This is a genomic window from Antrihabitans stalagmiti (assembly GCF_016482825.1).
GTDB lineage: Bacteria > Actinomycetota > Actinomycetes > Mycobacteriales > Mycobacteriaceae > Antrihabitans > Antrihabitans stalagmiti.
In genome coordinates, this window is record NZ_JAEMNV010000008.1 from 161,595 (window position 1) to 181,503 (window position 19,909).

Annotated in this window: 19 protein-coding genes; 6 read left to right on the forward strand and 13 right to left on the reverse strand. The window is 63.5% G+C overall.

Annotated elements, in window-relative coordinates:
* Nucleotides 1–22: 22 nt before the first annotated feature.
* Genes JGU71_RS22630 through bioB form a run of 3 tightly spaced genes read right to left on the reverse strand, consistent with a single transcriptional unit; the run spans nucleotide 23 to nucleotide 1,867 of the window.
* Entirely contained in the window at nucleotides 23–625 is a 603-nt protein-coding gene (locus JGU71_RS22630) for a DUF2567 domain-containing protein (RefSeq protein WP_307829782.1), read from the reverse strand.
* Nucleotides 622–831 (reverse strand): biotin synthase auxiliary protein BsaP, encoded by a 210-nt coding sequence (bsaP, locus tag JGU71_RS22635; RefSeq protein ID WP_199706933.1) that lies wholly within the window; start codon nucleotides 829–831, stop codon nucleotides 622–624. The genes JGU71_RS22630 and bsaP overlap by 4 nt, the downstream gene beginning before the upstream one ends.
* A 22-nt stretch (nucleotides 832–853) precedes the next feature.
* Nucleotides 854–1,867, reverse strand: coding sequence for a biotin synthase BioB (gene bioB / locus JGU71_RS22640; RefSeq protein ID WP_199706774.1), 1,014 nt, complete (start codon nucleotides 1,865–1,867; stop codon nucleotides 854–856).
* Nucleotides 1,868–1,976: 109 nt separating this feature from the next.
* Between bioB and JGU71_RS22645 the strand changes: the two genes are divergently transcribed.
* Complete coding sequence (locus JGU71_RS22645; protein ID WP_199706775.1) at nucleotides 1,977–2,564, forward strand: TetR family transcriptional regulator; 588 nt, start codon at nucleotides 1,977–1,979, stop codon at nucleotides 2,562–2,564.
* Between the two features lie 21 nt (nucleotides 2,565–2,585).
* On the opposite strand, the gene JGU71_RS22650 is transcribed toward JGU71_RS22645, so the two are convergent.
* From JGU71_RS22650 to JGU71_RS22685, 8 genes are all read right to left on the reverse strand, one after another.
* Nucleotides 2,586–3,899 (reverse strand): AAA family ATPase, encoded by a 1,314-nt coding sequence (locus tag JGU71_RS22650; RefSeq protein WP_199706776.1) that lies wholly within the window; start codon nucleotides 3,897–3,899, stop codon nucleotides 2,586–2,588.
* A gap of 81 nt (nucleotides 3,900–3,980) precedes the next feature.
* The gene (locus JGU71_RS22655) at nucleotides 3,981–5,144 is read right to left on the reverse strand and encodes an alpha/beta fold hydrolase (protein WP_199706777.1); all 1,164 of its coding nucleotides are present in this window, start codon (nucleotides 5,142–5,144) and stop codon (nucleotides 3,981–3,983) included.
* 70 nt (nucleotides 5,145–5,214) lie between these two features.
* A complete protein-coding gene (sthA, locus tag JGU71_RS22660; RefSeq protein WP_199706778.1) occupies nucleotides 5,215–6,618 on the reverse strand; it encodes a Si-specific NAD(P)(+) transhydrogenase in 1,404 nt (467 codons plus the stop codon).
* 90 nt (nucleotides 6,619–6,708) lie between these two features.
* Nucleotides 6,709–7,065 carry a VOC family protein gene (locus JGU71_RS22665; protein WP_199706779.1) on the reverse strand — a complete coding sequence of 119 codons (357 nt, stop codon included), beginning with the start codon at nucleotides 7,063–7,065 and terminating at the stop codon, nucleotides 6,709–6,711.
* 5 nt (nucleotides 7,066–7,070) lie between these two features.
* The gene (locus JGU71_RS22670) at nucleotides 7,071–7,517 is read right to left on the reverse strand and encodes a DUF8021 domain-containing protein (protein WP_199706780.1); all 447 of its coding nucleotides are present in this window, start codon (nucleotides 7,515–7,517) and stop codon (nucleotides 7,071–7,073) included.
* A gap of 39 nt (nucleotides 7,518–7,556) precedes the next feature.
* Nucleotides 7,557–8,243, reverse strand: coding sequence for a dethiobiotin synthase (bioD, locus tag JGU71_RS22675; RefSeq protein ID WP_199706781.1), 687 nt, complete (start codon nucleotides 8,241–8,243; stop codon nucleotides 7,557–7,559).
* The gene (locus JGU71_RS22680; protein WP_372433220.1) at nucleotides 8,240–9,385 is read right to left on the reverse strand and encodes an 8-amino-7-oxononanoate synthase; all 1,146 of its coding nucleotides are present in this window, start codon (nucleotides 9,383–9,385) and stop codon (nucleotides 8,240–8,242) included. Before JGU71_RS22680 ends, bioD begins: the two co-directional genes overlap by 4 nt.
* A gap of 41 nt (nucleotides 9,386–9,426) precedes the next feature.
* Nucleotides 9,427–10,692, reverse strand: coding sequence for an adenosylmethionine--8-amino-7-oxononanoate transaminase (locus JGU71_RS22685; protein ID WP_233529926.1), 1,266 nt, complete (start codon nucleotides 10,690–10,692; stop codon nucleotides 9,427–9,429).
* Nucleotides 10,693–10,773: 81 nt separating this feature from the next.
* On the opposite strand from JGU71_RS22685, the gene glgX reads away from it, so the two are divergent.
* The 5 genes from glgX (at nucleotide 10,774) to treZ (ending at nucleotide 17,929) form a co-directional block, all read left to right on the forward strand.
* Nucleotides 10,774–12,894 (forward strand): glycogen debranching protein GlgX, encoded by a 2,121-nt coding sequence (gene glgX / locus JGU71_RS22690; protein ID WP_199706784.1) that lies wholly within the window; start codon nucleotides 10,774–10,776, stop codon nucleotides 12,892–12,894.
* The gene (gene treY / locus JGU71_RS22695; protein WP_233529927.1) at nucleotides 12,891–15,257 is read left to right on the forward strand and encodes a malto-oligosyltrehalose synthase; all 2,367 of its coding nucleotides are present in this window, start codon (nucleotides 12,891–12,893) and stop codon (nucleotides 15,255–15,257) included. The genes glgX and treY overlap by 4 nt, the downstream gene beginning before the upstream one ends.
* A 26-nt stretch (nucleotides 15,258–15,283) precedes the next feature.
* Complete coding sequence (locus tag JGU71_RS22700) at nucleotides 15,284–15,730, forward strand: SRPBCC family protein (RefSeq protein WP_199706785.1); 447 nt, start codon at nucleotides 15,284–15,286, stop codon at nucleotides 15,728–15,730.
* Nucleotides 15,731–15,820: 90 nt separating this feature from the next.
* Entirely contained in the window at nucleotides 15,821–16,165 is a 345-nt protein-coding gene (locus JGU71_RS22705; RefSeq protein WP_199706786.1) for a hypothetical protein, read from the forward strand.
* A gap of 24 nt (nucleotides 16,166–16,189) precedes the next feature.
* A complete protein-coding gene (treZ, locus tag JGU71_RS22710; RefSeq protein ID WP_199706935.1) occupies nucleotides 16,190–17,929 on the forward strand; it encodes a malto-oligosyltrehalose trehalohydrolase in 1,740 nt (579 codons plus the stop codon).
* Between the two features lie 27 nt (nucleotides 17,930–17,956).
* On the opposite strand, the gene ilvA is transcribed toward treZ, so the two are convergent.
* Both ilvA and JGU71_RS22720 read right to left on the reverse strand, forming a co-directional pair.
* Entirely contained in the window at nucleotides 17,957–19,309 is a 1,353-nt protein-coding gene (gene ilvA, locus JGU71_RS22715; RefSeq protein ID WP_199706787.1) for a threonine ammonia-lyase IlvA, read from the reverse strand.
* A gap of 60 nt (nucleotides 19,310–19,369) precedes the next feature.
* Nucleotides 19,370–19,804 (reverse strand): nitroreductase family deazaflavin-dependent oxidoreductase, encoded by a 435-nt coding sequence (locus tag JGU71_RS22720; RefSeq protein ID WP_199706788.1) that lies wholly within the window; start codon nucleotides 19,802–19,804, stop codon nucleotides 19,370–19,372.
* Nucleotides 19,805–19,909: the final 105 nt, after the last annotated feature.

Consider the following 19,909-nt stretch of genomic DNA (forward strand, 5'->3'; position numbering starts at 1 on the left):
GTCCGCAAACGCAGTTCGTCCGTCACCAACCAGTCGAGAGATTCCGGCTACTCGACCATTCGTTCGGGTCACTGTCGACGTTGTGCGACGGGTCCGTGTTCGGCCGCGCGACCCCCAGATCGTCGCGAGGACTCATCGCCGCAAGGACGAGGACTGCCAGGCTGGCGAACAGCGGCTGGACCAGCAGAACGACCGGCGTCCCGACGCTCGGCGCAACGGCAACTATTTGATCGAGCGCGGGCGAATCGACGTGCGGAAACCGAAGCGTCGCAACAAATTCCGCGAAATACTTCATCGCGACGACGCCGACCGCCGAACCGAGCAGCAAGCCGAGATACAGCACCGGCCCGCGATTCGCCCGTAGCTGCCAGCCCGCCACCGCGGTCAGCACGCCGACGACCGCGCCGATACAGCCGAACATCGCCAGACTGTCGAACTGGTGCGCGCTCTCCCCGGTCAAGGCAGCGCCGCTATCGGGCCCGACGACGACGAAATGTTCAGCGGGCGCGATGAAAGCCCAGACCACAGCTCCGAGCACACTGACAACGACGGTGCCGATGGCAACCAACGAAGCGGCAGTCGGGTCGCTGCGGCGGTCCGTACGCGGACCTCTCGCAGCCGTCACCGCTGGTGCAGATCTGCAGAGTCGATCACGCCGTGCCGGGAACATTTGGCCCACCAGCCGTCCGGACTGACCTGAACGACCATGCGCCGACCGCACTCCTCGCAGAAGCGCGGCGGTTCCAGACCCAGCGCTGCAGCGGCCGGAACTGTGTCCTCGTGACCGGGAACGATCCGCAGACCCGTGAACGGGTTGTAGCGCTCATCCATACCGACAGATGATGTCACGTCTCTACAGCGTGTCGTTGAGAGCCTTGATCGGCATCTGCAGCTCGACGAGCAGATTCAGATCCTGCTCCGCGGGCCGGCCGAGCGTGGTCAGGTAGTTGCCGACGATGACGGCATTGATGCCGCCGAGGATGCCCTGCTTGGCACCGAGATCGCCGAGAGTGATTTCGCGGCCACCTGCAAACCGCAGGATGGTGCGCGGAAGGGCGAGCCTGAACGCAGCGACGGACTTCAGCGCCTCGCTCGCGGGCAGCACCTCGAGGTCGCCGAACGGCGTACCCGGGCGCGGGTTGAGGAAGTTCAGTGGTACCTCGTCGGGCTCGAGTTCGGCAAGATTCGCCGCGAACTCGGCGCGCTGTTCCAGGCTTTCACCCATGCCGAGGATGCCGCCACAGCAGACCTCCATGCCGGCAGCGCGGACCATACGCAGTGTCTCCCAGCGCTCTTCCCACGTATGCGTCGTGACGACGTTCGGGAAATGCGACCGGGACGTTTCGAGGTTGTGGTTGTAGCGATGCACGCCCATCGCGGCGAGCTGGTCGACCTGCTCCTGGGTGAGCATGCCGAGCGAGCACGCGATCTGAATGTCGACCTCGTTGCGAATCGCTTCGATACCGGCAGCGACCTGCGCGAGCAGTCGCGCATCCGGACCACGGACGGCGGCGACGATGCAGAACTCGCTCGCTCCGCTCTTGGCTGTCTGCTTCGCAGCTTCGACAAGGCTCGGGATGTCGAGCCAGGCCGCGCGCACAGGCGACTGGAACAGACCGGACTGCGAGCAGAAGTGGCAGTCCTCTGGGCAACCGCCGGTCTTGAGGCTGATGATGCCCTCGACCTCGACCTCCGGGCCGCACCACTTCATCCGCACGTCGTGAGCGAGACCGAGCAGATCTTCGAGTCGGTCGTCGTCGAGACGCAACACCTCGAGAACCTGCTCTTCGGTAAGTCCCACACCACGTTCGAGCACCTGCTCGCGTGCAGTGGCGAGGATGTCGAGCCGGGCAGGTGCCTGCGTCATGCGGTTTTCCCTTCGGGTGCAACTTGAACGGTGTTCAGGCTAGGGTAGCGACAACCCGTAGTCAAAACAGGGCTGCAGTCGACAGGGTGGGTTCAACCAGGAGGTATTCGTGCAGCTGCGTCGACACGACGTGCTCGATGGTGCGATCGCGATCCTCGACGAGTACGGACTCGCCGACCTCACGATGCGGCGGCTGGCAAGTTCGCTGCACGTACAGCCCGGCGCGCTGTATTGGCATTTCCCGAACAAGCAGACACTCCTCGGCGCGGTTGCCGACCGCATCCTCGAACCGATCGACGCACCGGTTACGGCCGTCAGTTGGGACGGCCAGCTTCTCGAGCTCGCTCATCGACTCCGAGACGCTCTGCTCTCCATTCGCGACGGAGCGGAATTGGTCTCCGCCACGTACGCGTCGCGGCTCACGACGACGCAGGCGCGCGAGAAGTTCGTCAAAGCCGCGCTGCGAGCGGGGATGCCGCGGCCCGAAGCCGAGCTTGCCGCATACACACTGCTCTACTACGTACTCGGCCATACCGTCGACGAACAGTCACGTATGCAGATGGACTCCTACGGCGCGCTCACCGAAGATGCCTCTCCCCTGTTCGAAACTCCTGATGCGACAGCACGATTCGACTTCGGTCTGCAGCTGTTCGTCGGTGGCGTTCGCAATCGCCTCGGTGACCGGGTCAGGGCCTAGTTGCGCGACCGCGCAGCCACGTCACAGGTAGTTCCCCACCAGCGGCTCAGGCTTCCAGCGACCCTGACCGACGACATCACGAAGCCGTTCGGTGCTCAGATCACCGCCGTGAATCAGCACCGCACGCCGCACGATTTCGCGAAGATCAGCACCCGACACGTCGCCACCGATGCTTGCCGCGACCTGCTCGACATCAACCGTGTCGGCACAGTCGAGCTTCGCGATCAGGCCACGCAGGATCGCCGCGCGGCCACGCACATCCGGGTAGTCGAGATGGATGATCGCGTCGAACCGTGACGCCCGCGTCGCCGCTTTGTCCAGTGCCGCAGGATCGTTCGTGGACGCAATTGTCAGGACGTCGTCGTAGCGCTCGGTTCCATCCATGACGGCAAGAAAGTCTGCCAACGCCGCGCCGCCGGTGCCGTTGTTGCGATCACCGACGTAGAGGTCGATGTCTTCGAGGACGACCACCGTCGGACCCAGTTCCTTCGTCTCTTCGAAAACCGCACGCAACACGTACATCGCAGCGCGGGCTTCCACAAGAATGACGGTGAAATCGCCGACCAATTCCTTCGCAACGATCGAACTGATCGCACTCTTGCCGACACCGGGCGGACCTGCGAGCAGGATGCCGCGCCGGGTTCCCAGGTCGAGTGCCCGCATCAATTCGGCGCGCGTCGTCACCGCAGCGACGTTGGTATCGATCTCGTCCCACACCTGCTGCGGGACAGACAAACTCGACCGCTCCATCGACGCGAGTTCAGTCACGTCGAGTTGGAGCCCATCGTTGCACGTCGCGTGCAGCACCCTGCCACGAAGCAAGTTCTTGCTCTTGGCGGTTGCCGTGATCGCGTCGAAAACCGCGCGCGCGACTTCCCGATCCTCCGGTGCCGCATAGACGAAAAGAGCGGGTCCGCGGTAGCAGTCTGCCGCGATCAGACGAACGACAACGCCTGCGGCACCCAGGATTCCGCGTGCAAAGAACGTCGACAGAGTCTTCGGCAACGAGAAGCTGACACCATCGAGTTCGAGCCTGCGCCATTCGGGAGAATCGTTGCCATCGCCCGGTCCTACTGCAGGGCTGTGCAATTCGATCAATTCTGCCAACGTGGCTGCCACCGACAATGCGCTCGTTGCGGACAGCCGAACAGTTTCTGCCACAAGCGACGTATGCGAAACACCGAGATGCCGCGCGACGAAGGTCTCGTCGGTCTCGGTGCTACCCGCTGTGCCGGAGAGGATTTCGCCGAGCACTTCGAGACTGCGCCGCACGCAGGCGTCTTCACCGATCAGCAGTTCACGCAGATCGGTTGCGGGCAGCACGGGTGTGCTCATGTGTCGTTCCTCCTGTCCGGTTTCGGCAACGGAAGGACGTTACGCAATCTGCAAGCGGGGCGCACCTGATTTTCCCTGCGGTCAGGGACCGCTTTGCGCCGAGTCCTGCCGGCCCCCTGTGTCGTCGATTCGCAGCAGAAACGGCGCGACATTGTCCGCGATTGCGGCGTTGTAGTCGAGAGATCTCTGAATGGGGTTCGCATGTCCGGTATTGCGCATCCGCACCACGAGCAGCAGGCCCTGCGGTCCCGCTGTCTCTTCGGTCAGGACCCCCTCGGTGTACTCGACATCGACGACGTCGTCGTCGAGCGCACGCCGAGGTCGCAAATAGACGATCATGGGCCGACGTTTGTCCTCGTGCGGCTCTGCCAAAGCTTCCAGATTGTCGACGGCACCGGACGCCACGATTACTTTGAACTGCGCCTCGATCAGCCCGTTGCTCGCAGCATTGCCGGACAGCAACTTGTCGTGCAGCACCTCGGCGACCGCGTCGACGAACTCGACCGGATCCGCCTTCCAACCGGGCGAGTACAGATCCCAGAACCGATCACGCCGCGCACCCATTTCGACCAGAAAGCGTAACGACCGACTTTCTCTTGCACCGGGGACCCAACCCATCCATCGGAGCATGTTCTCGCCCGTGTCGCGCTTGTCCGACCGAACGGCGTGCAAGCTCACCGGCGTGCAATCCAGCAATACGCCGATCAAATTTATGTCGGTCTCCTGATGGATATGCTCGGCCACTTCGAGAGCAACGACTCCACCCATGCTGTGTCCCGCGACGAACAGATTGTCGACACCCTCCTGATCGGCGCGCTCCGCAACAATCCTGCTGATCACCTGGGTGTCGATACCCCCGTTGTCGTATTTGACGACCCACACACGCCCGATCGCCGCCAGCGACGGCAATGCCGCGGCCGTTGGACCCGCATCCAAACTTCCGAGGCCGACCAGGTCGACAACGGCCGTGTCGCGCTTGTCCGGATCCGCCGAATCGAACACCTCGTAAACCTCAGGCCTGGTCAAAGCCAGACGATCGCGTTCGGGCAACACATCGACGTTCCAGTACTGAGCGAATGCCGCAGCGAACCCGAGCACCACCAGTAGTACTCGAATCAGGACGCGGCGCGAGCGGCCTAGGGTCCGCCATTGTCTGCCGAACCGGGTTTCCCGCAACCGGGCGATCCGGTTGGCATCGTCCCAATCGGAGACCGTCGACGGATGTCGAAAAACCTGCTCGGACATTTGAATTCATGATACGCACGCCGCCCCCGCGAGCCGGGCGACCATTCCCGGCGGGAGCCGTCCTGCCGGGTCAGTCGCTGAGCACCGCGAGTTGTCTGATCTTGTTCATCGCATCGAGCGCGGCAACCTTGTACGACTCGGCCAGCGTCGGGTAATTGAACACAGCATCCACCAGGTAGTCGACGGTTCCGCCGCAGCCCATGACTGCTTGACCGATGTGGATCAATTCGGTCGCCTGAGTGCCGAAGATGTGCACGCCGAGCACTTTTCGATCACTCGGCGAGACGACAATCTTCAGCACCCCGTACGAATCGCCCACGATCTGTCCGCGCGCAAGTTCGCGATAGCGAGATATCCCGACCTCGAACGGAACCTTCTCCTCGGTGAGCTCGTGTTCGGTCTTTCCGACGAAACTGATCTCCGGAATCGTGTAGATGCCGATCGGCTGCAACTCGTTCATCTCGTGCACGGGTTCGCCACACGCATGGTGTGCCGCGAGCCGGCCCTGCTCCATGGATGTTGCTGCGAGAGCGGGGAATCCGATCACATCGCCGACCGCGTAGATATGGTCGACCGAGGTGCGGAAATGTTCGTCGACCTTGATGCGCCCACGGTCGTCCGCTGCGAGGCCGGCGTTCTCCAGCTGCAATTGCTCTGTAACACCCTGTCGCCCTGCCGAATACATGACACATTCGGCCGGGATCTTCTTGCCGGACTCGAGATGCGTGACCGCTCCCTTCGCATACTTCTCGACGGCAGAAACCGTTTCGCCGAAGCGAAATGTGACCGCGAGGTCGCGCAACTGATACTTGAGCGCCTCGACGACCTCACGGTCGCAGAACTCGAGAATGTTGCCGCGCCGTTCGATGACGGTGACCTTCGTGCCGAGCGCGGCGAACATCGACGCGTACTCGATACCGATGACACCCGCGCCGACCACGACCATCGTCTGCGGGATCTGAGCCAGGTCGAGGATGCCGTCGGAATCGATGATCGTTTTGTTGTCGAACTCGACCGTCGAGGGCCGCGCCGGCTTGGTGCCGGTCGCGATGATGATCTTGTCCGCCGACGCGACGCGGTTCTGGCCCGTTCCGTCCTGGATTTCGATGGTGTTGGGATCGGTGAAATGCCCCTGCCCGGTCAGCAGCGTCACGTGGTTGCGGGAAAGCTGGCTGCGGATCACATCGATCTGCCGACCCATCACATGATTCGTGCGTGCCATCAGGTCTTCTTTTGTGATGTCTTCCTTGACTTTGTAAGCAGCGCCGTACATTTCGCGCTGACTCATACCGGTGAGGTAGACAACCGCCTCGCGCAACGTTTTCGACGGAATTGTGCCGGTGTTGATGCAGACGCCGCCGATCATGTTTCGCAATTCGACGATGGCAACCTTCTTGTCCAGTTTCGCCGCCGCGATAGCTGCTCGTTGTCCGCCGGGCCCGGAGCCCATGACCAATACGTCGAAGTCACTCATCGGAGCATTGTCGCAACAACGGGGGCACACCGCAGCGATCTTGGATGCAACGGACCGTAAACAGCTCGGGTCGCGGCTCGGCCGGTGGAGTTACGCCGTTCGGCTGCCGAGTACACAAAACTCGTTGCCTTCCGGATCTGCCAGCACCACCCAGGACACGTCGTCGCCTTGACCGACGTCAGCGCGGGTCGCGCCGAGAGCGAGCAATCGCTCGACCTCCACGTTCTGATCGTCCGGTCGAAAGTCGAGGTGCAGCCGATTGAAACCGACTTTGTGGTCGGGTACCGGCAGGAACAGCAGACCAGGAAGGGTCGTCGGGGTGCGCCTGATCTCGATGCAGTCGTCTTCGGCGTCGAATACGGCCCACCCGAGCGCATCGCACCACCAGTTCGCGAGGGTTGTCGGATCGAGCGCGTTCACTATGACCTGTTCGAATTCCAATGCCATGACAGTCACATACCCAATCCCGGAATTTTGATGTCGGCAATTATCAGATGGATGCTGCCATCGATGACCTCGAACGACTCGGTGATCTGAACCGTCGCCAGAGTCGTGGTCCCCACTCCTGCATCGAGCAGGTACTTTGCGACGACGGCGTTTCCGTTCTCGGTCGTCGAGTAGTCCCGAATCCGCTGAATGACCTTGTACTGCAGACCGTTCCGCAGGTCGTTCGACAACTGCGCGCCGGAGTACCCGGTCTGGATGCCGACCTCGTACCGCTTGGCATCCGGCGCGAATTTCACATCGTCGGGATTGTGCGTGACCAGCGCCTCGACGTAGGCGCGCGCTTGCTGTTCGCGCGGACTGTCACCGGGGACGGGCGCAGCGGCTGCGACACCGGTGGGCATGGCGATCACCGCGGCGACCGCGGGTAGACAGAGGCTGCTGAGATAGCGCATACGCCACGATATCCACGTCCTCACCGGATACGGCAACGCTCATGACCACCGAGCCAACCACTCCGCGTCGAACCAACCGGGCGCTGCACTGACGAAAGTGTCGCGATCGAAGGCACCGGCACCCTCCGGTACCGACCCGACAATGCCGATTCCAGTCGTTCGCGGCAGATCTTCGAGGTTGCACTCCGCGGCAAGATCCGGCTTTGCCGGCCAGGACCCGACTACCAGACCAGAACACGAAACACCCGCTGCCGCAAGCGCACGCACCGTCAGTGCACTGTGATTCAAGGTCCCGAGTCCGGCCGCAGCGACAACGACAACTGCGGCGCCCAACTCCAGGGCGAGCTCGACCACCGTGAACCCCCGCTCCCCGAGCCCGACCAACAGCCCGCCGGCACCTTCGACGAGGGTGACGTCGTTCTCCGAGTCGAGCTTTCGGACCGTCGACACCACGTCCGCGAGGCTCAACGCGGGAAGCCCACTCCGGCGTGCGGCGGTGTCGGGCGCAAGCGGATCCGGGTAGCGTGCCAACTCGACCAGCGTTTCGGTCCCCGAAAGCCGTTGTATGTCAGCAAGATCGCCGGGCTCATCGACCCCGATGCCGGTCTGCGCAGGCTTGCACACGGCGACAGAGCGGCCGGAAGCAGCGACAGCCGCCGCCAACGCTGCTGTGACAACTGTCTTTCCGACGCCGGTCGAGGTGCCGGTGACCAGGAGAACTGTCACGTCGCCGAGGCGGAGAGGACGTCGTCGAGAACGTGCTCGATGGTCGTCAGCTCGGCAGCGGTCAGGTTTGCACGTGCCGTCAGACGCAAGCGCGACGTACCCTCCGGTACCGACGGTGGTCTGAAACATCCGACGCTGAGCCCGTTTTCGCGGCAGGCCGCCGCAGCGTCGAAGGCGCGCTGCGGGTCACCGAGAATCACCGACACAACTGCCGAAGGTGGCACCTCGACACCGGCGATGCGCGCGATGTCGGCGGCACGGTCCAGCACAGCCTGCGCCCGATACGGTTCGCGGCGCAGCACACCCAGCGCGGCGCGCGCAGCACCGACCGCAGCAGGCGCAAGCCCGGTGTCGAAGATGAAGGTTCGTGCGGTGTCGACCAGGTGCGCACACACTCGTTCGCTTGCCAGGACGACGCCGCCCTGACTTGCCAACGACTTCGACAGCGTCGCGGTGACGACGACATCTTCCTGGCCTTCGAGGCCCAACTCGTGCACGAGTCCCCGCCCGCCGGACCCCCTTACGCCGATCCCGTGCGCTTCGTCGACGACGAGCACCGCTGCGTATCGACGAACCAGACGATGCATCTCGCGCAGCGGTGCTAGGTCGCCGTCGGCGCTGAACACCGAATCCGTTAGCACTAGTGCGCGTTCCTCGGATCGATCGCGTAGCGCCGCCTCTATCGCGCCGAGATCGCCGTGCGGAGTGACCTGCACTCGCGCTCGCGACAACCGGCAGGCGTCGACGAGCGAGGCATGGCTGCCAGCATCGGACACGACGAGCGAACCCTTGCCCGCCAGTGCAGTGACCGCTCCGAGATTGGCCGCATACCCGCTCGCGAAGACGAGTCCCGCTTCGGCTCCGACGAATTCGGCCAGCTCCGATTCGAGCAACGCGTGCTCGGTGGTCGATCCGGTGACCAACCGCGATCCGGTCGAGCCGGTCCCCCACCGCCGGAGCGACGCGATGGCGCCGTCGATCACATCGGGGTGCCGAACCAAACCCAGGTAGTCGTTGGACGCGAGGTCGATGAGTCCGGTCGCGGGTGTGCGCGGTCGCAGTTCGCGACGCAGCCCGGCAGCGCGACGCTCGCTTTCGCGATCGTCGAGCCAGCTCAGCGCGTCTTTATCGGATCCCACGATTCAGCAGCATACGCGACTTGAACGGTGTTCAAGCACCCACCTCACACCGCCTGCGACGCGGCAACCATCGCGGCTGCGATGCGCTCGACCTCGTCGGCGGTGCAGATGTAGGGCGGCATCGCATAGATCAGATTGCGGAACGGCCGCAGCCAGACCCCGGCGGCCACCGCGGCATCGGTGGCGGCCTGCATGTCGACCGGACGGTCCAACTCGATGACCCCTATGCCGCCGAGCACCCGAACCTCGACGACGCCAGGCAACTCGCGGGCAGGCGCAAGGCCCCGCTCGAGCCCGGCTGCAAGCGCGGCGACTTCGTCACGCCAATCCCGCGAAAGCAGCAATTCGACAGATGCGACCGCCACAGCGCAGGCAAGCGGATTGCCCATGAACGTCGGACCGTGCATCAGTCCGCCGTGTGCCGCAGAGATCGAATCGGCAATCCGCGACGTGCAAATGGTCGCGGCGAGGGTGAGGTAACCACCGGTCAACGACTTGCCGACGCACATGACGTCCGGGCTGACGCGAGCGTGGTCGGCGGCGAACAACTCCCCTGTGCGCCCGAATCCAGTTGCGATCTCGTCGAACACCAGCAGTACGTCGTGCTCGTCGCACAGCCGGCGCAACTCGGTGAGGTAGCGCGGATCGTGGAAGCGCATGCCGCCGGCACCTTGGACAACCGGTTCGACGATCACTGCGGCCACCTCGTCGGCATGTTCGCCGAGCAACCTGCCGAACTCCTCGATGTAAGCCGGGTCGAATTCTCGCGGCGGCTTCGGCGCGAAGATCTGGTCCGCGAGAATGTCGGTCCACAACGAGTGCATGCCGCCCTCGGGATCGCAGACGCTCATCGGAGTGAACGTGTCGCCGTGGTATCCGCCCCGCCACGTGAGCAGCCGGGTTTTGCGGTCGCGACCGATGCTGCGCCAGTACTGCAGGCACATCTTGACGGCGACCTCGACCGAGATCGACCCGGAATCTGCGAGAAACACACGATCCAATCCGGGTGGCGTCAGATCGACGAGCAGCTTCGTCAACCGCACCGCGGGTTCGTGGGTCAACCCGCCGAACATGACGTGGCTCATCAGCTGCGCCTGCTCGGTCAGGGCCGCGTCGAGCACTGGGTGGCGGTAGCCGTGAATGGCCGCCCACCAGGAACTCATGCCGTCTATCAGCTCCCGACCGTCCGCAAGTGTGAGCCGCGTTCCCTGCGCACTCGCCACGACGAGGGGACGCGTCGACGCCGGAAATCCGCCGTACGGATGCCACACGTGCGCCGCATCGATGTTCGAGATCTCGTCAGCGGTCATTTTCACAGCCTTCACGGGCACCGACAGTAACCGTGGGCTGCCTGACCCGCGAGTAACGACGACGCCCAGTAGGGTTTGGACATGGTCAAGCCCGATAGCGAGCACGCCGAACCGCACCCGCTGGCGGTCTGGCCGGGTACCGCTTACCCACTGGGCGCCACCTACGACGGGGCAGGCACGAACTTCTCGATCTTCTCCGAAGTCGCCGATGCTGTGGAGTTGTGCCTGATCGCCAAGGACGGCACCGAAACGCGTATCCCGGTCGAAGAGGTCGACGGCTTCGTCTGGCACGCCTACCTACCGTCGGTTGCCCCCGGTCAGCGCTACGGGTGGCGGGTGCACGGCCCCTACGAACCCGAAAACGGCCATCGGTGCGACCCGAGCAAATTGCTGCTCGATCCGTACGGCAAGGCGTTCGACGGCAAATTCGACGGTGACTCGTCGCTGATCACCTACGGCGAAGACACTCTCGGGCACACCATGAGCACCGTGGTCATCAACCCGTTTTTCGACTGGGCCAACGACCGTGCTCCGAAGCGGGCATACCACGACACCGTGATCTACGAGGCTCACGTAAAAGGCTTGACGGCAACACATCCCGGCATTCCCGAGGAACTGCGCGGAACGTATGCCGGGCTCGCGCATCCGGTGGTCATCGACTACCTGAAGACCTTGGGCGTCACCGCAATCGAGCTTATGCCGGTGCACCAGTTCATGCAGGATCAGACCCTGCTGGACCAGGGCTTGCGAAACTACTGGGGATACAACACCTTCGGATTTCTCGCACCCCACAACGAGTACGCATCGGCCGACAAGCCCGGCGTGACGGTCTCGGAATTCAAGGCGATGGTGCGAGCCTTCCATGCCGAAGGTATCGAAGTGATCCTCGACGTCGTCTACAACCACACTGCCGAAGGCAACCACAAAGGCCCGACCATCAATTTCCGCGGCATCGACAACGCCGCGTACTACCGACTCGTCGACGACGATCTCGCGATGTACATGGACTACACCGGAACCGGCAACAGCCTCAACGCCCGTCATCCGCATACGCTGCAGCTGATCATGGACTCGCTGCGGTACTGGGTGTTGGAAATGCATGTCGACGGCTTCCGGTTCGACCTAGCCTCGACGCTCGCGCGCGAATTGCACGATGTGGACCGGCTGTCCGCGTTCTTCGATCTCGTGCAACAGGATCCGGTCGTCAGCCAGGTCAAGTTGATCGCCGAACCGTGGGACGTCGGCGAAGGCGGCTATCAGGTCGGCAACTTCCCCGGACTGTGGACCGAATGGAACGGCAAGTACCGCGACACCGTGCGCGATTACTGGCGTGGCGAGCCGGCGACGTTGGGAGAGTTCGCATCTCGCCTCACCGGATCGTCGGACCTGTACGAGGCGACCGGTCGACGACCCAGCGCAAGCATCAATTTCGTCATCGCACACGACGGCTTCACGCTGCGAGATCTCGTCTCCTACAACGAGAAGCACAACGAGGCCAACGGCGAGAACAACAACGACGGCGAGAGCCACAACCGTTCGTGGAACTGCGGCGTGGAAGGTCCGACCGACGACCCCGACGTACTCGAACTGCGCGCACGGCAGAGCCGCAACATCCTCGCCACATTGCTGTTGAGTCAGGGCACGCCGATGCTCGCGCACGGTGACGAGATCGGCCGAACCCAGCAGGGCAACAACAACGTCTACTGCCAAGACTCCGAGTTGTCGTGGGTGGATTGGTCACTCCTCGACAAAAACGCCGACCTGCTCGAGTTCACCCGCAACGTCATCACCCTGCGACGCAAACATCCGGTCTTCCGGCGCCGCAGGTTCTTCGAAGGTCAACCGATCAGGACGGGTGATCAAACCCGCGACATCGCGTGGCTCACACCGTCCGGCGACGAGATGACACCCGAGGACTGGGACAGCGGTTTCGGTAAATCGCTCTCCGTGTTCCTCAACGGCGACGGGATTCCGGAGCCGAATCAACGCGGCGAGCGTGTTGTCGACGACTCGTTTCTGCTGTGTTTCAACGCCCACGATGCCGAACTCGAGTTCTCCACACCCGGCAGTCTCTACGCCTCCGAATGGTCGGTCGCCATCGACACGTCGGAACCGACAGGTCTGGCGGACGTCACACTTACTGCAGGAGAAGCCATCACAGTCGCAGCCCGGTCCCTACTCGTCCTTCGCCGCACAGCATGACGTCGATCCCGATTAGCGCGACGTACCGACTGCAACTGCGCGGCGACGCGTTCACCCTCGATGATGCTCGCGCAGTCGCTGACTATCTGCAGCGTCTCGGCGTATCGCATCTGTACCTGTCGCCGATCCTCTCGGCAGCGGACGGATCGCAGCACGGCTACGACGTCACCGATCCGACCAGTGTCTCGGCTGCACTCGGCGGTTCGGCTGCGTTGCGCTCTCTTCGAGCCGAATTGCATACCCGCGATATGGGTTTGATCGTCGACATCGTTCCCAACCACGTCGGTGTCGCTGATGCTGCACAGAACGCGTGGTGGTGGGACGTGCTGAAGAACGGCCGAAACTCGGTGTACGCCGACTTCTTCGACATCGACTGGGGCGCGGAGAACGGCGCGGGTGGCCGGATCGCGATCGGCGTCCTCGATGGCGAAAACGATGCCGCCGCTTTGGCAGTCGACCGCTCCGGTGCCGAGCCGATGCTGGCGTTCCACGACATGCGGTTCCCGCTGGCACCCGGTACCGCAGACGGCAATCCCCTCGCCGTCCACGACCGGCAGGCTTACCGACTGGTCAACTGGCGGGTAGGTCTGGCCACCTACCGGCGCTTCTTCGCCGTCAGCACGCTCGCGGCCGTTCGCCAAGAAGATCCGCGCGTTTTCGACGCGACTCATTCCCAGGTCGCCGAATGGGTAGCAGACGACATCGTCGACGGGATTCGTGTCGACCACCCAGATGGATTGTCCAACCCCGCAGCGTATCTGGCGCGGTTGCGCGCGCTACTTGGTCCGAACCGATGGTTGGTAATCGAGAAGATCCTCGGCGCCGAGGAACCACTCGACGCCACACTTCCGATCGACGGCACTACCGGTTACGACGCTTTGGCCGAACTCGGCGGCGTCTTCGTCGATCGGTCCGGCGAGGCGACGTTGACTCGATTGGTGCACGACCGAACGGGCGTCGCGGCCGATGCGGAATGGCTCGACGACACCGAGTCCGTGCTCAAACGGACTGTCGCGCAAACGGACCTCGCCCCTGAGGTTCGTCGTCTCGTCGCCGCCATTGCGCGCGAGGTACCGAATTCGGGCGACGCCGTTGCACTGGCTGTCGCGACGGTCGAAGTGCTCGCCTCGATGCGCGTCTACCGCGCAGACTACGAGCCGTTGGCAGGAACACTCACCCGTGTGATCGGCGCTGTCGAGAGGCGCAAACCGGAACTGACGGAACCGCTTTCGGTCCTCACCCGGGCATTGATAGCCGATGGAGAGGCCGCGACCCGGTTCAGCCAGGTGTGCGGAGCTGTCACGGCGAAGGCTGTCGAAGACTGCCTGTTCTATCGAGCGAACCGCCTCGTCTCCCTACAGGAAGTAGGCGGGGACCCAGCTCGATTCGGACACTCCCCCAACGAGTTCCATCTGGCCAATGCAGAGCGCGCCAACCGCTGGCCGATGGCGATGACGACGTTGTCGACGCACGACACAAAACGTGGCGAGGACGTACGCGCTCGCATCGGCGTTCTCTCGCAGGCTGCGCAGGAGTGGTCCGACTTCGTTACCGAGTCCGAAAAAGTGGCACCGAGCCCCGACCCCGCCACCGGAATGTTTCTGTTGCAGAACATGTTCGGGGTCTGGCCTGCCGACGGCGCCGGCGTGGACACCGTACCGGCGCTGCGTGAGCGCATCCACGCCTATGCGGAAAAAGCGATACGCGAGGCCGGCGTACGCACGACCTGGAACGACGTCGACACCGAGTTCGAAGAAGCGCTGCACACCTGGCTGGATACTGTCATCGATGGGCCTGCGGGGGTGTCGATGACCGCCCTCGTAGCGCGACTCGCTCCGCATGGTTGGTCGGATTCGTTGGGGCAGAAGCTCTTACATCTGTGCGGGCCCGGGATACCCGACGTCTATCAGGGCACCGAGGTGTGGGAGGACTCGCTCGTCGATCCCGACAACCGACGCCTTGTCGACTTCGATGCTCGCCGAGGGTTGCTTGCCGCAGCGAAGGAGCCGCCGCCGGTCGATGGCAGCGGCGCAGCCAAGCTGTGGGTGGTCGCGCACGCGCTCTGGTTGCGCAGGCAACGCGCCGAGTCGTTCGTCGGCGGCAGTTACACACCCGTGTTCGCCGATGGCGAGCGCGCGGGACACCTACTCGGTTTCGGTCGAGGTCGACCCGGTCAGGCGCCGGATGTAATCGCTCTGACCACGCGGCACTCGGTTCGGTTGAGCGAGACCGGATGGGGTGATACCGCGCTGACCCTGCCCGACGGTGAGTGGAGTGACCAACTGTCCGGCTCGACCCACTCCGGCAGGATCGATGCGGCCTCGCTGTTTTCCCGCCTTCCGGTCGCGCTGCTCGTACGCTGATTCCAGTCGACAATCTAGGAGTTCCGATGCCCGGACAGTTCAGCGGTACCGCCGTGATCGACCGACCTATCGCCGACGTTTTCGAATTCCTCGCAGCGGGAACGAACGACCCGAAGTTCAGTCCGCGCGTCGTCGAGATGGCCAAGAAGACCGAGGGACCTCCCGGGCTCGGCACGATCTTCGTCAGCACTGTCAAGGATGCAGGCATGACCACCCATCGCGAATTCGAATTGGTCGACTTCGTCGCGCCGACAAGGATCCGCTGGAGCGAGCGGTCGAAGAACAACATCACGGTCACCGAAGGTGGCTACGACCTGGAGGCGATCGGCGACTCGCAGACCCGCGTCACCGTGTTCAATTCGTTTGCTGGACACGGCATCGGCAAGCTCATCGTCGGGTTCGCTCGAAAGGCCGCGGCAAAGGACGCTCCTGCGTTCGCCGAACGGATCAAGGCCGCCGTCGAAGCGTCCTGACACCCCGGCGCGCTCGGAGCGGCACTGACCGCGCGGTTTCGTTCGAGCCTCGGACGGGTAACCAAATCCGTACCTAGTACGGAGGTTGTAGTGGATGGACGCCAGAAGACAGCACGCGATGCCCAGTTGTACACACTCGCGGTTGTCTCGCTAGCGCTGATCGTTCTGATCATTTCGGCAGTCTGGGTTGCCGCCAGCGACAACGATTGCGCCGACGACACCGTTCTCGCATGTCACAGCACAGCGCGCGCGGCGATCACCTATGTTCCGTCCACGCTGCTGCTGGTCGGCGCGGTCGGTGCGTTCGTTCGCACCTACCAGGTGTGGCGCCGAAACGACGAGTGGCGAATCTGGCACGGCGCAGGCTGGGTCCTGTTCGTTGTGCTGGCGATCTACCTCGGTATGGCTGCCGCCCTGATTACCGGCGCGATGTAGGGCATGCTCGAGTACATGAGTTCCATACATCGCTTCGAAGTCTGGGCCCCGATCCCCCGCTCGGTCGGTCTGTATCTCGACGGCGACATCCACGCGATGCAGCGAGACGCGTCCGGCTGGTGGCGTGCCGATGTTGCTGCCCAACCGGATTCACGCTACGGCTTCGTCCTCGACGACGATTCGACCGTATTGCCCGACCCTCGGTCACCGCGACAACCCGCAGGTGTTCACGAACCCTCGCAGCTGGCCGTGCTCGACGAGGCCGGCTGGACCGACGCCGCCTGGACCGGTCGCCAGCTCGCCGGTGCCGTCGTCTACGAGTTGCACACCGGAACCTTCACCGAGGCAGGGACTTTCGACGCAGCGATCGAACGCCTCGACTACCTGGCCGATCTCGGTGTGACACACGTGGAGATCATGCCCGTCAATGCGTTCAACGGCGTACACAACTGGGGCTACGACGGTGTGCTCTGGTATGCCGTGCACGAGCCCTACGGAGGTCCGGCTGGATTGCAGCGCCTCGTCGACGCCTGCCATGCTCGTGGTCTGGCCGTTGTTCTCGACGTCGTCTACAACCACCTCGGACCGTCCGGCAACTATCTCGACCGCTACGGTCCGTACTTGGCCGAGGGTGCCAACACCTGGGGCAGGACCATCAACATCGCAGGTGCCGAGTCGCACGAAGTCCGCCGCTACATCATCGAGAACGCGCTGCGTTGGTTCCGTGAATTCCACATCGACGCACTGCGTTTGGATGCTGTCCACGCCCTCGTCGATCACACCGCGATTCATCTGCTCGAAGAGTTGGCCGTCGAAACCGCCAGATTGTCCGCACATCTGCGCAGGCCGTTGTCGTTGATCGCCGAGAGCGACCTCAACGATCCGCGGTTGATCTCGCCGCGCTCGGCAGGCGGCTACGGACTGACAGCGCAGTGGGACGACGACATCCATCACGCGATCCACAGCGCTGTTTCGGGCGAACAGCAGGGCTACTACGGGGATTTCGGATCGCTGTCCGGCCTTGTTCGCACCCTCGAACACGGATTCTTTCATGCTGGAACGTATTCCAGCTTTCGCGGGCGGCAACACGGCAGACCGATCGATATCCGACGTACCCCCGCAAGTTCGTTCTTGGCCTACACCTGCACGCACGATCAGATCGGTAACCGCGCGATCGGCGACCGACCCGGGTCGTATTTGGCTGCAGGACAATTGGCGATCAAGGCCGCGCTCGTGTTGCTCTCGCCGTACACGCCGATGTTGTTCATGGGCGAGGAATGGGGTGCGAGCACCCCATTTCAGTTCTTCACCTCCCACCCCGAACCCGAACTCGCCGAAGCGACGGCGAAGGGCCGCAAGGCCGAGTTCGGCGCGCATGGCTGGAACACCGACGACATTCCGGATCCGCAAGACCCCGAGACGTTTTCGCGGTCCAAGCTCGACTGGTCCGAGCTGGATTCCGAACCGCACGCGCGGCTGCTCGATTGCTATCGCAGCCTGCTGACGCTGCGTCGCACCCGGTCCGAGATCACCGACCCGTGGCTCACCGAGCTCACCGCCGACTACGACGAGGACGAGCGCTGGATTGTGCTGCGACGTGGCACTTTACGGATCGCTGCCAATCTCGGTCCCGACCCGGTTGTAGTCCCCGTCGGGGGCACCCCGATCCTGTGGTGGGAGGAGCCGACCAGCGCCGAAACCGGTGCGACTACGACGATTCCAGGTCATTCGTTCGCGGTGCTGGAGACGAACCGCAAAACATAGGGCGCTGCGCGCCTCGTGCGTCGCCGCCTACGTCAAATATCGGTACGCCGGCGAACCCGGCTCGAGGCGCTCGCATTGCATCCGCGACTTGTCCATCCGTTCGAGCAGGCCGGAAAGTCCTTCTGCAGCAGCTAGTTCGATGCCGACGAGTGCGGCACCGGTCTCCCTGTTGTTCCGCTTCACGTACTCGAACAGCGTGATGTCCTCTTGCGGGCCGAGTACCTCGTCGAGGAAGCGCCGCAGTTGGCCGGGTTCCTGCGGAAAGTCGACGAGGAAGTAGTGCTTGAGACCGAGGTGCACCAGGGAGCGTTCCAGGATCTCGCCGTAGCGGGAGACGTCGTTGTTGCCTCCTGAGATGAGGCAGACGACGGTCGATCCTGGCTCGACCCGCAGATTCTCCAGTGCCGCAACGGATAACGCACCAGCGGGCTCGGCGATGATGCCTTCGTTCTGATACAGCTCCAGCATCGCCGTGCAGATGGCACCCTCGTCGACGTGCGTCATGGCAAATGCGCCGGACCCTGCTGCGGATTCCGTCGTGAAGACCAGCGGCAACGAACCATGCGAGAACGCGCGCGCACCGAGACCCGACAGCGTCTTGTAGGGCAGATCGCCGATCCGTCGCACCGCGGCGCCGTCGACGAAAGGATCGATCTCTGGCAGCGTGACCGGGCCGCCGGCGATGAGCGCAGCCGTCATGGAGGCTGCACCTGCCGGTTCGACGCCGACGATCGCCGTGGTGGGGGTTCGTTCGCGAAGGTAGGTCGCCACACCCGCTATACATCCGCCACCACCGACCGGAACGATGACCGTGTCCGGAAGACCGTCGAGTTGTTCGAGGATCTCGGCGGCGATCGTGCCCTGACCTGCCGCGGTTCGCACGTCGTCGAAGGGTGGCACCATCGTCGCTCCGGTGCGCGCGACGTCGGCCGCAGCGGCGGCGGCGGCTTCGTCGTACGTCGTGCCGGTTGCGATCACCACGACGTAACGACCGCCGTGGACGCGGATGCGATCGAGTTTCTGCTTCGGCGTGTTGGACGGTACGTAGATGCGGCCGTCGATACCCATCGCGCGGCAGGCGAACGCGACACCTTGGGCGTGATTGCCCGCGCTCGCCGCGACGACGCCTGCTGCGCGCTCGGCATCGGAGAGCTGCACGATCAGGTTGTACGCGCCTCGGATCTTGTACGACCGAACCACCTGCAGGTCTTCACGCTTGAGGAAGACGTTCGCCCCGGTGGCCGCCGACAGTCGATCGCTGCGCTGCAGCGGCGTCGCCGCGATGACCTCGGAAATTCGCTTCGCGGCAGCGTCGATCTCGTCCGCGGTGAGAGCGGAACGAGAATCCTGTAGTTCAGCGACGTGTTGCGAAGTAGACACCCGAACATGCTGTCACCCGAACCACCGCGATGGCCACTTGGGTCGCAGCCAACAAACCCTCTAAGCAGCGGAGAGAACGAAGATCGGGATCTCGCGGTCCGTCTTCTTCTGATATTCGTTGTAATCAGGCCACACTTCGGCCGCGCGCTCCCACCAGGTTGCCTTCTCGTCACCGTGGACTTCGCGTGCGTTGTAATCGCGTTTCGTCGGTCCGTCCTGCAACTCGACGAGCGGTTCGGCGACGATGTTGTGGTACCACACCGGATGCTTCGGAGCGCCACCCAGCGACGCCACCACGGCGTACTCACCCTCGTGCTCAACGCGCATCAACGGCGTCTTGCGCAGTTTGCCCGACTTGGCACCCTTGGTTGTGAGCAGGATGATCGGCACGCCCTGCAGCGTGTTGGCTTTGGTGCCGCCCGACTGCTCGAAGGTCTCGGCTTGCTTGCGGGCCCAATCGGATGGGCTGGGTTCGTATTCACCGGTTAGAGGCATATCGCTGACAACTCCTTGCGTTCGTCTGTGATTCCCGACGCCGATGTTTTTCGTCGACGACTTCAATGTTCGTTGGACCGAAATCTCTGATGCGTATACCCTGAA